Raw genomic sequence first — 11,698 nt, 5'->3', positions numbered from 1 at the left:
GAAAATCACTTTTTGCTTTAGCGGCTTTACAGGCAGTAGTTAACAGTTGTTATAGTTCTACCCTTGGTCGAGCATAAGTCTGTACTACTGCTACTGCATTGGAGCAGCTAAGTTCTACAGGACTTACGCAAAATTATGACAAAACGTACTGCCTTCGGCGATCGCAGAGCATTTGTTTACGCCATTAGCAATCTTTATGTACTTGGAGATTCCGTTGGTGTTACGGGAGTTACAGGTGTTGGTGTTACGGGAGTTACAGGTGTTGGTGTTACGGGAGTTACAGGTGTTGGTGTTACGGGAGTTACGGGTGTTGGTGTTACGGGAGTTACGGGTGTTGGTGTTACGGGAGTTACGGGTGTTGGTGTTACGGGAGTTACAGGTGTTGGTGTTACGGGAGTTACAGGTGTTGGTGTTACGGGAGTTACAGGTGTTGGTGTTACGGGAGTTACAGGTGTTGGTGTTACGGGTGTTGGATCAGTTGGGGTTACGGGTGTTGGATCAGTTGAAGTTACGGGTGTTGGTGTTACAGGTGTTGGATCAGTTGGGGTTACGGGTGTTGGATCAGTTGAAGTTACGGGTGTTGGATCAGTTTGGGTTACAGGTGTTACGGGAGTTACGGGAGTTACAGGTGTTGGATCAGTTGGGGTTACCGGAGTTACAGGTGTTGGATTTGTTGGTGTTATAGGTGTTGGATTTGTTGGTGTTACAGGTGTTGGATTTGTTGGTGTTACAGGTGTTGGATTTGTTGGTGTTACAGGTGTTGGATTTGTTGGTGTTACGGGTGTTGGATCAATTTGGGTTACGGGTGTTGGATCAGTTTGGGTTACAGGTGTTGGATTTGTTGGTGTTACGGGTGTTGGATCAGTTTGGGTTACGGATGTTGTCCCAGATGAGGTGTTCGATGTTGTCCCAGATGAGGTGTTCGATGTTGTCCCAGATGAGGTGTTCGATGTTGTCTCAGATGAGGTGTTCGATGTTGTCTCAGTTGGGCTATTAGGACGAGTTAGCTGCATTTCCTCGCCTTTTATTGGTGGCTGTGCTTCCAAAGCCGCAGCAGTTTCGGCTTGAACACTGGTGATTGCAGGATCATGTGTAGGCACAGGACTCTGCCTGTTCAAATCAAGTTCCCGAACCATTTGGCTCGTTTCATAAAAATTTCTTAGATCAAAATCATATAACCTCTGAAATTCGCCTTTAACTATAATCACCATTTGCCCTGCTTTCAACACCTGAGTTTCAGAAGCTTTCTTGTTTGAAACTTCAATGCCACTATTTGTCAGCGCACCCACAATTGTGGTGTCTGTTTGTTGGTCGTAGCGTACAAATAATGCTGAACCACGAATTGCTGCTGCTGCATTTGGTGTTTGTATACGTGTTCGCCCTTGTCCTGGTGGGATGAGCAACAACACAGTCCCGTTTGTCAGTTGAAAGTCACGAGTCTTCGGCAAAAATTGAAATAACGCCTGTTCTCCAACTCGTGCTAAAGAGCCATCATTAAAACGCAAATCTGCTAGGGAAGCTCGACCAGTTGACAACCCGTCCCCAGGGGTCATTGCATCTAATTTGCGTGCAGGACGTTTTTTTAATTTATCTTTGGGTATCAGTTGTACGATGTTGCGGAGGTTCTGAATCTCTGCTCGCGTTAGAGGAGTTGTAGCACTTACCCGATTTGGTAGAGGCAGTACTATAACTCCCCATAAACCAATCACCAATAATGGAAACGATTTATAAAACATAGTTTGAAAAATTGTGACCTTCAACTAATATCATAAAAATTAAAGTTTAAGCTAATACTAATTAATTTAAGAGTTGTTTTCAAGAAATTAGTTTAAATTTTAATTTAGATTTAATAAAAATCGATAACAAGTGAAACGAATGAATCATATTTGATTTTGAAAAAACTTAGGATACATTTATTAAATTTTTTCATGTCTACCTGTTCCTTATCTGCGTAAGCAAGTTCATGAATCAAATTGGATTACTATCTACATGTATTTAGTTGATTGAAGTTTTCCTTATGAAACTTAAATTGTATGCAATCAAGTCTGTAGTAGATTTAAAACTTAGTATTTGATATAAACAATTAAATTAGAAGTACTTACATATAATCTTTTATAATCAGTTCAGTCAGAGGATCATTAATTATGGGGGACAATAACTTGTTAAGGATTTGTTGTGAAATTACCCACTGGCTGTATTTCACTAAAATTTAAGCAGCAATTTTATCGGAGCTTCTGAGTTTTACTAAAAAATCTGGGAAAAATCCGAAAAGCAGCAATTTTAGTTTGTAGTTTCAGTATATACCTACAAAGCTAAAATAGATGCAATCAACTGTATCTTTGTAGTCGGAACTTCCGATACAGCTTGTGGGTCTACATTTGCCAAACGCAATCAATGCGATCTAACCAGATGCGACTCAAGAACTGGAAGAATTTGTTTTTTTGTATTTTGTTAACCTCCAGTGGTGGAACCTGGTGTTGCATTAGAGTAAATGCGGCAGAATCTGCAATTACAGATGTTTGGCATCCTAATAATTTAGTAACTACACAGGTAACTCATGAGCAGTTATGTCATGAGTTGGAGCAAAAGGCAATTAACTCTTTATGCAAGCTGTCAAGTAAGTCACATCCTTTAGATTCTCGGATGCCGTTAAATCTGGCACAGCAAACACCAGAAACTACTCAAATCCCAGATAAAACCGAAGAACCTACAGATACTCAAAAGCAAAATGACCCGCCACAGCTAGAATCGCAGCCAAATAATGTGCCCATATCTCCTTCAGACTCAAAAGAGCAACTATTAAATTTACCTGAGCTAGAGTATTCCCAAAGGCGAGAGAGGTTGATAGAACTGCTACGATCGCCAAAACAACCGTTTGAATCTGATAGCGATCGCGAATTGGGGTTACGGGTGCGGTTACGACCCTTAGAACAGCAGCCACTACCACCAACAGAACAACCCGTACCTAAATTTAAACCTATCGGCTATCTGCAAGGACGTGTCGGCTACTTCCAAACGAGTAACATTTTTTCCTCAAATGATAATCCCATAGAAGATGGTTTAATTATTTCTGGACTGACACTAGCCTCTACATATTTTCCTTTGGGATCTAAGACTTTTGTAAATGGCTCAATTGATGGCAATCTGATTCGTTATATAAATCAGTCACAATACCATTACAACCAGGTGAGATTCAATCTCAATATTTACCAGCAGCTATCCCAACGAATGTATGGAGAAATCAGTTGGAGCAATCAACAGTTATTTTATGCCAACAGCAGCGATCGCTTCGATAGCTTCAAAGCAGGCGATCGCTTTTTAAATGAAAATTCCCTACAACTGTCTTTAGGACGCCGAGATCCCTTAACTTCAAGATTAACCCTAGATAGCTTCTACCAATTGAGTGTAAATTTTGCTGACCCCCAAAGTCGTAATCGGATAATCAATTCCTTTTGGGTGTCTCTGAACTACTACTTGCAAAAGCCTCTCCAGGTTGGTATTGACTACCAAATGAGTTTATCAGACTTTACACAGCGCGATCGAGAAGACGAATTTTATCGGCTATTCGGACACTTAAATTACCAAATATCTGACACCATTAATATGAATATGGAGGCTGGAGTAAGTTTAGGTAGTTCAACCGCCGAAAACATTGATTTTGATGGCTGGTTCTTCACTATTAATTACAGTTTCCAATTAGGTAGGTTTTGAAATTTGTCCTGTCTTACAAAGTTCTGATCGCCGGAAGCCGGCGCTCAGACTTTGCGCTTTGTCAAAAACCAATGCCCAATGACTATAAATAAGAAATCCAATCACTCCAGCTACCAGCATAAAGTTTACCCTTGCTAAAACCAGCTAATTCTAAAGAAAGTAAATTCACACAAGCAGTAACGCCAGAACCGCAATATACCAATATTTCTTCGGCTGTTTCTAGCTTTTCCCACCGACGGCGTTGTTCTTCTTGAGGAAGCAGGTAGCCAGAAGAGTCTGTAACTTCTTGCCAGGGATAGTTGACTGCACCGGGAATATGTCCGGCAATTCGATCGATAGACTCTCCTTCGCCTCGGTAGCGATCACTGTCTCTTGAATCTACCAATGTTATCTTCTGGTTATCTTTCCGGCTTTTTACCGCTGTAATATCTACTACCTTTTCTGTTTGTACTTGAGCGACAAATGTGCCCATTCGGGGAGGAGGAATAACATCTGTAACAGAATACCCAGCTTTTTGCCATCCAGCAAACCCGCCATCTAATACTACTACTTGCTCATGTCCTAGATAGCGTAACAGCCACCATAGACGAGCCGCAAAAGCAAAGCGCGAATCATCATAAGCGACAACTAAACTTTTTTGGTAATTTACCCCAATCGTCGCCAATTTGTTAGCTATATCATTAGGGTTAGGTAAAGGATGTCTCCCGCCATGCTTTCCCACTGGACTGGAAAGATCCCGATTCAAATCTAGGTAATACGATCCTTCTATATGACTTGTCTGGTAATGTTGTTGTCCTAGTTGTGGATCGGCTAAAGAAAAGCGACAATCCACAATAACGACTTGCGGATCTTTCAGATGTTCAAACAGCCAAGCTGGTGAAACAATAAATTGGGGATTGGGCATAGGGCATAGGGTAAAACAGTCTTCTGTTCCAACTGCTGAGTAAATAAGTTATATTTGCTACTCAGCACTACTGAAGGGCATTGGTCATTATTTAGTTTTTTGGAAGATGTCAGACTTAGAAAATTTTACACTTAAGTTAACAGCTGATGGTTCTTTCACCTTTGTCTCTCAAGAGTTTGGTGAATCGTTTCACAGCCATTATGGAGCGCAGCAGGAGAGTTTTTGCAAGTTTGTGGAACCTACTCAACTGGCTACAGCAGCGCAAAAACCGATCTTGCGACTATTAGATGTTTGTTATGGTCTAGGATATAACACGGCTGCTGCTTTGCAAACAGTTTGGGGAGTGAATCCTAGTTGTTGTGTTGAAGTAATCGGTTTAGAACTGAATCCAGCGGTGCCACAAGCGGCGATCGCTCATAATTTGTTCGACAATTGGAACTGTAACTATATTGAAATTTTGAAAAAGCTAGCTTTTGAGCATCAAGTACAAACACCTTGCTTGAAAGCGAAGCTACTAATTGGCGATGCTAGAACTACGATAATGCTAGTACGTCAGTTGGGTTTCTCGGCAGATGCAATTTTCCTCGATCCCTTTTCACCACCACAGTGTCCTCAATTATGGACTGTTGAATTTCTTAAACAGCTATCATTGTGCTTACATCCAGATGGTTTATTAACCACCTATTCTTGTGCTGCTGCTGTACGCACAGCACTTTTGTCTGCTGGCTTGGTGATATCTTCTACCCCACCCGTAGGAAGGCGATCGCCTGGTACCGTGGCAACACATTCTAAAAATGCCGAGTCTAAAGAACGCTCCCCACTCACCACCCTCTCAGAAGTTGAAAAAGAACACTTGCTAACTCGTGCTGCTATTCCCTATCGCGATCCTCAATTGAGCGATCCAACCGAAGTCATAGTCAGGCGGCGACAACAAGAGCAACAAACCTCTTGCCTGGAACCTGCCTCCCATTGGCGAAAAAGGTGGCTATTAGGAACGCAAGGTAGGGATTTTATAGGAACTAGTTTGTAGTTTGATTGCAATATCATACAATATGCTACGCCTATGGACTGCAAGCCTAATTCAACGAGTTTTTACGAGCCGAATAGCTTATCTATATGTTAGTATTCAATATTACATACTGTTGAACAGTACTGAAGTATTGCTATAACTGAGTAAAAACATATATATCTAATGATTACTATAAAGACTTGAAACTCAAAATCCGATATCTCAATATAAAGGAGTCAATTATAACGCTTTCTGACGCCAAAAGGCTAAAAAATCTCCGTAAAAAACCTGATTTAACATTTGTGATAATTTATCATACTGGAATTAGAAGCAAAAAATTTGACAACAAAATCCACCTTCGTAACATAAAAAAATACATGCTGTGAAAAATTCAGATCGGCAGCTTGACATCATGCATAATCCATATCGAAACTCTGACTCAGATACTGTCGAATCTTAAATTTGTTTTTAAAATCTGACACTGTTAACTAACTTGTGCAAAAACTTGGAGTGCCTTTGTGATTCAATGGAAATCCAACCATACAAGCTTTACAGAAAAAATTGTTAATGGGTCAAACCCCATTAGCACAGTGAAGAGTATTGGTTCAAATCATGCCGTGGAATCGCAAAATGCGGAAGGTTATTCTTTAGGCTTATCTCAAGGAGACCTTATGCTTGAAGATAGGCAAGCAATGTCTTCTTGGATAAAATCTGATGTTAATTGTGGTGATGATTCATTGGTCTCTAAAACACTACAAGCCAAAGGTTTTAAAGTGAATGGGTTTGATTTAGATCCGCCGAAGGTTTTAGTAGTTGACGATCATGCCGCCAGTCGGATGACTGCTGTTGCCCTCTTGGGGATGGAAGGATACGAAGTAATTGAGGCGGATAGTGGTTCTATTGTTGTCGGATTGGTAACTCAAAAACAACCAGATTTGATTTTGCTGGATGTAATGATGCCAGGAATGGATGGATTTGAAGTATGCCAATTGCTCAAACAGGATGAGCAGACTAGGTTAATCCCAGTAATTTTTATTACAGCGTTAAATGACAGGCGATCACGCATTCGGGGAATTGAAGTTGGGGCAGATGATTTTCTCACCAAACCCTTTGATCGGGTGGAACTAGCGGCGCGTGTAAAGTCCTTGGTGCGGCAGAAGCGTCTGAACGAAGATTTAGACCATGCCGAACAAGTACTGTTTTCTATTGCCATGTCCATTGAAAGCCGCGATCCCAATACAGGCAACCATTGCGAACGTCTAGTAAAACTAGGACAAGTTTTTGGTGAATACCTTAACCTCTCACGCTATCAAATTCGAGATTTGATGTGGGGTGGTTATCTCCACGATATTGGTAAGGTGGGTATTCCCGATGCTGTGCTGCTAAAAAAAGGCAAACTCACCCCCGAAGATTGGCAAATTATGCAGCAGCACGTTTTGATTGGAGAAAAAATCTGCCAACCACTACGGAGTATGCGCGGTGTAATTCCGATTATTCGTCATCACCACGAACGTTGGGATGGCTCAGGCTACCCAGATCAACTCAAGGGGGATGATATTCCCTACCTGGCGCAAGTGTTTCAGCTAATTGATATTTACGATGCCCTAACTAGTGAACGACCTTACAAAAGAGCTTTTACTTCAGCAGAAGCCCTTTTAGTGATGCAAGAAGAAACTGATTGCGGTTGGCGTAATCCGAAACTAATGCAGCAATTTGCAGAGTTTATTTACTCTTGTCAGAAAAATGGGAGGAGTGGGCAGTAAGAAGTAATAATTTGTAGCTGCTGTAATAATGAACGCTAATTTGCATTATTATAATCTCTACTTTTTATGAGTGAAGTTATACCAACTCCTGAATTCTGACTCCTTTAATATTTTCAGTCTTCTATGATTAGCTGGTATGATTTGAGCCGAGATTTTAAAGTACCAACAGCATTAATCACAATTTTACTAATAGCTGATAGCTAATTATGGTAGTTGTAGCAATTCTAGCGGCAGGACGCGGCACACGGATGAAATCACGCTTACCCAAAGTTTTACATTCTTTGGGTGGGCGATCGCTAATAGAGAGAGTTCTCGAAAGTGTAGAACCACTTTCGCCCTCACGACGAATCGTGATTGTGGGATATCAATCCGAGGAAGTGCAAACCGCCATGCATTCAATTTGCAGTTTGGAGTTTGTCGAACAGACTGTGCAATTGGGGACAGGTCATGCTATCCAGCAATTACTTCCGCACTTGGAAAATTACACTGGAGATTTGCTGGTACTTAACGGCGATTTACCGTTAATACGCAGCGAAACTCTTAAGCAGATGTTACAAACTCACATCAAAAATCAAAACTCTGCCACTATTCTCACCTCGCATCTACCCGACCCCACAGGCTACGGGCGCGTTTTTTGTAACGACGAAAATATTGTGCAGCAAATGGTCGAACACAAGGATTGTACAGCTGCTCAAAGACAAAATCAGCGGATTAATGCTGGAGTTTATTGCTTTCGCTGGCTAGATTTGGCAAAGGTGCTTCCCCACCTCCAGGCAAACAACGTCCAAAAAGAATACTATCTTACTGATGCTGTGACTCAGGTGGGCCAAGTAATGGCAGTGGATGTAGAAGATTACCAAGAAATTCTCGGCATCAACGATCGCCTGCAACTAGCAACAGCATCCGAAATTTTGCAAAAACGAGTCAAGGAAAAATGGATGCTGGCGGGTGTCACCCTGATCGACCCCACAAGCATCACCATTGATGAAACAGTGGAATTACAGCCGGATGTAATTATTGAACCACAAACTCACCTGCGGGGAAATACGGTAATTCAAACCGGAAGTCACATCGGACCAGGGAGTTTAATTGAAAATAGTCAGTTAAGTGAAAATGTGACAGTGCAATATTCAGTAGTCATAAATAGCACCGTGGAGGCCGGAAGCCGAATTGGCCCTTATACTCATTTGCGCGGTCAGGTACAGGTGGGTGCTGGTTGCCGTGTGGGGAATTTTGTGGAATTGAAGAATACCCAATTAGGCGATCGCACCAATGCAGCACATTTGTCATATATAGGCGATACTGTTGTCGGCAATCAAGTGAATATTGGTGCTGGTACAATTACTGCCAATTATGACGGCGTGAAGAAACATCGTACCAAAATAGGCGATCGGACAAAAACTGGAGCCAATAGCGTTTTAGTGGCTCCACTCACTTTGGGAGATGATGTCTATATCGCAGCTGGTTCTACTGTGACAGAAGATGTACCTGATGATTCTCTGGTAATTGCCCGTAGTCGTCAGGTGGTGAAACCTGCTTGGCGCAAGAAGAGCCATTAACAATTCAAAATTCAAAATTCAAAATTAAAGATATTTTCAGACGGTTAATTAAACAAAAGGTCGAAAAACGTTCTACTCGCTCTTGGGATGTTTCGATAGAAAATACAGTACGTGAAATCAACAAAATAAATAAGCGCCGCAAATCCGGTGGTTTTTACTTGAATCAGGCAGAATTAATGGATATTCTGGAACAAGGATATCAAGTGGCACTGAAACGAGCGGCGCTAGAAGCTTTTGAGGGGCGTTATGAAGCCCAAGAATTAGCTACAATAGTTGACCAGCAACAAACTTTAGCGGAAGCGCTGAAACTGATTCAACAATAGCCGATCAGTTCATTGCCAGTCCATTCCAAGGTGTCGCCACTTTTTTCGCCGTTGTGGTAGGCAGCGAGTAAGATTTCGCTAGTTTTTCCCCAGGCGATCGCTCCACTAGCATCTAAGGCGATCGCTCCTAAATCGCGTTTGTTCTCGTGGGCTTCTCCAAAAGATCGCTGCATGGCTTCCTTGAGTGACATCCCATCAGTGACACGCACTACAATCCGTGCTGCTAAACACTCATCGATGATATCTTCGCCAATGCCAGTACAGCTAACACCAGCATTACTAGTAGCATAATTACCTGCTGGCATCGCCGAATCACTTACCCTGCCAATCCGCTCAAAGCCTTTCCCACCAGTAGAAGTGCCAGCAGCTAACTTACCAGATACATCTAAAGCTACTACACCGATGGTGCCACGTCCGGCATTGCTGGTTTCTAACAGTTCGGGTTCTGCTACCACGCCAGCCATTGTGCTTTTAAAATTATCCTGGCGCTCTTGTATCCACTCTTGTAACCGCAAATCAGTTAAAGCGTTATAGCTGGGAATTTGCATTTCCCGCGCCAACTCAGCTGAACCAAAATCTGATAGCACTCGGTCTGGCGAGCTTTGTAAAAATTGCGCTAAATCAATAGGATTTTTCACCCGCGAGATATTAATCACACCACTAAACCGCCCTGATGCACCATCCATCAAGGAAGCACTCATACGAATTTGTCCATCAGATTGCAGTACTGAACCAGTACCAGCATTAAAGCGGGGGTTATCTTCGAGCATTAGGCAACCCTGCACCACAGCCTCTGAGGCAGTTGCTCCTGACAATAGCAGAGAATAGACTTCTTCTATTACTTTATGGAGCGATCGGCGCACCGCCTCTAATCCGCCTTTACCGTGGAGAGAACTACCAGCCCCTCCATGAATAATTAATTTTGGTTGCACCTGTAACTCCATTAATCTCTTGCGCTATTTGCGTCTGTATTGCGGTTGGTTTCATTTTGAGCTTGAGAACGGTGACGACGACAACGTTCTGAGCAATATTTCACATCGTCCCAACAATCTTGCCACTTTTTACGCCATGTGAAAGGACGTTGACATACCGGACAGATTTTTGTAGGTAGGTCAGCTTTAGAACGAACACGTCCCATATAAATAATGTGTAAATGAGAATTTCATTTCCGAAGGAGATGGAAAATAATTATAACCAGTTTGCTATGAAGACAGGATACATTCAACGAACAAATATATTGTCAATCTATCTTTAGAAATATTTACAATATCTCTCTTAAAAGAAAAGAGGCTTTGAGTCTTACTATCTTTCTTTTTTAGGGACTTGCGAAAAATAAATTATTCCAAATTATTTCTAGATTTGTAGGGGTGCAAGGACTTGCATTGGTGTCAACTTCAGGTTAAAGCCAGTCTAGAAAAAGCTTTTAGCTGATTATCTTGCTCTCTGTCGGAGGCTGGGAATGCCTAATGGGAGGCAGCATTTCCAATTTCCCACAGGCAATGAGATTTTAAAGGAGTTTTAGTTAGCTTAAGTTGACTGATACCAATGAAGGCTATAAAACAGCCCTGACGGTTTAGGGCAAGGCTGTTTCATTGCCTAAAAGGTTCTGATTTACAAGCGTTTCAAGCAAAAAAATTAGGTGAATAAAAAATCTGATTGCACAAGAAAATGGTGATACCTCCAGCAAGGTTTCACCGACGCACTGAAATTGACTCTTGGAGATAGTAATTTTTTGATTACTAACTTCCGCCTATGTTGTTGACAATATCCTTAATAAATTGAGTGAAACAGCCTTGGAGGTTAGGGAGATTAAAAATGCCTAAACTCATATTGAAATACTTTTAAAACAACCTCTAAATACTAGATTTTTGGAAGTAACTTGATAATACATAGCAATGTGATTTTTAAATAATCTGTAAATACTAAATAATGTAAGTAACTTGATAACATAATGTTTTTTCTTTATTTACAAAAAATTTACGTAAAACTACTATTCATAGAATTTTAATAGTGCTATTGTTTGTATGTCACTAAAAAACAAGTTGTAGTGGCACAACAACAAACAAGTTGACCTTACTAATTCTTAGGAAAGAAAAATCATGATTATCAACGATCTATCTCATGTAGAAACCGTTCTTGAAAATGAGAATGTTCAAGGTGGATTAGCTTTTGCAGATGCTGATGCAAAAGCATACGCTTTTGGTAAAAACATCACTGCCACCAGCATTGTCGTTAGCACCATTGCTGTCTCCAAGAAATACAGCTTATCTGCTAGCTACGGTTCATCTAGTTCTGCTGCCGGCTAATTCTTAGGAAAGAAAAATCATGATTATTAACGATCTATCTCATGTAGAAACCGTTCTTGAAAATGAGAATGTTCAAGGTGGATTAGCTTTTGCAGATGCTGATGCAAAAGCATACGCTTTTGG

At 41.3% G+C, this 11,698-nt stretch carries 10 protein-coding genes; 6 read left to right on the top strand and 4 right to left on the bottom strand.

Annotation, left to right across the window (positions count from 1 at the left end):
- Positions 1-194 precede the first annotated feature (194 nt).
- The gene (locus V7K56_RS16955) at positions 195-1,736 is read right to left on the bottom strand and encodes a FecR family protein (RefSeq protein WP_334912039.1); all 1,542 of its coding nucleotides are present in this window, start codon (positions 1,734-1,736) and stop codon (positions 195-197) included.
- A 673-nt stretch (positions 1,737-2,409) separates the two neighbouring features.
- On the opposite strand from V7K56_RS16955, the gene V7K56_RS16950 reads away from it, so the two are divergent.
- Positions 2,410-3,711 carry a hypothetical protein gene (locus V7K56_RS16950; protein ID WP_334912038.1) on the top strand — a complete coding sequence of 434 codons (1,302 nt, stop codon included), beginning with the start codon at positions 2,410-2,412 and terminating at the stop codon, positions 3,709-3,711.
- Between the two features lie 82 nt (positions 3,712-3,793).
- Here the strand turns inward: V7K56_RS16950 and V7K56_RS16945 are convergent, their stop codons facing one another.
- On the bottom strand, positions 3,794-4,615 hold the full coding sequence (locus V7K56_RS16945; protein WP_334912037.1) for a sulfurtransferase: 822 nt from the start codon (positions 4,613-4,615) through the stop codon (positions 3,794-3,796).
- Between the two features lie 106 nt (positions 4,616-4,721).
- Here V7K56_RS16945 and V7K56_RS16940 point away from each other — a divergent pair, with 106 nt between their 5' ends.
- From V7K56_RS16940 to V7K56_RS16925, 4 genes are all read left to right on the top strand, one after another.
- Entirely contained in the window at positions 4,722-5,645 is a 924-nt protein-coding gene (locus V7K56_RS16940; RefSeq protein ID WP_334912036.1) for a tRNA (5-methylaminomethyl-2-thiouridine)(34)-methyltransferase MnmD, read from the top strand.
- A 497-nt stretch (positions 5,646-6,142) separates the two neighbouring features.
- Positions 6,143-7,387, top strand: a complete 1,245-nt coding sequence (locus V7K56_RS16935; RefSeq protein WP_334912035.1) for a two-component system response regulator — start codon at positions 6,143-6,145, stop codon at positions 7,385-7,387.
- Positions 7,388-7,593: 206 nt separating this feature from the next.
- Positions 7,594-8,946, top strand: a complete 1,353-nt coding sequence (gene glmU, locus V7K56_RS16930; RefSeq protein WP_334912034.1) for a bifunctional UDP-N-acetylglucosamine diphosphorylase/glucosamine-1-phosphate N-acetyltransferase GlmU — start codon at positions 7,594-7,596, stop codon at positions 8,944-8,946.
- The gene (locus V7K56_RS16925; protein WP_334912033.1) at positions 8,925-9,269 is read left to right on the top strand and encodes a hypothetical protein; all 345 of its coding nucleotides are present in this window, start codon (positions 8,925-8,927) and stop codon (positions 9,267-9,269) included. The genes glmU and V7K56_RS16925 overlap by 22 nt, the downstream gene beginning before the upstream one ends.
- On the opposite strand, the gene V7K56_RS16920 is transcribed toward V7K56_RS16925, so the two are convergent.
- Positions 9,260-10,213, bottom strand: a complete 954-nt coding sequence (locus V7K56_RS16920; RefSeq protein WP_334912032.1) for an isoaspartyl peptidase/L-asparaginase — start codon at positions 10,211-10,213, stop codon at positions 9,260-9,262. The two genes, V7K56_RS16925 and V7K56_RS16920, sit on opposite strands and share 10 nt — an antisense overlap.
- Positions 10,213-10,407 (bottom strand): DUF2256 domain-containing protein, encoded by a 195-nt coding sequence (locus tag V7K56_RS16915; RefSeq protein WP_334912031.1) that lies wholly within the window; start codon positions 10,405-10,407, stop codon positions 10,213-10,215. The genes V7K56_RS16920 and V7K56_RS16915 overlap by 1 nt, the downstream gene beginning before the upstream one ends.
- A 961-nt stretch (positions 10,408-11,368) precedes the next feature.
- Here V7K56_RS16915 and V7K56_RS16910 point away from each other — a divergent pair.
- Positions 11,369-11,575, top strand: coding sequence for a hypothetical protein (locus V7K56_RS16910; protein WP_334912030.1), 207 nt, complete (start codon positions 11,369-11,371; stop codon positions 11,573-11,575).
- Positions 11,576-11,698 lie beyond the last annotated feature (123 nt).

The sequence above is a fragment of the Nostoc sp. genome (assembly GCF_036917535.1).
In the GTDB taxonomy this organism is placed as follows: domain Bacteria; phylum Cyanobacteriota; class Cyanobacteriia; order Cyanobacteriales; family Nostocaceae; genus Nostoc.
The sequence above is the reverse complement of the archived record's forward strand: the minus strand, read 5'-3'. Positions and strand labels throughout refer to the sequence as shown.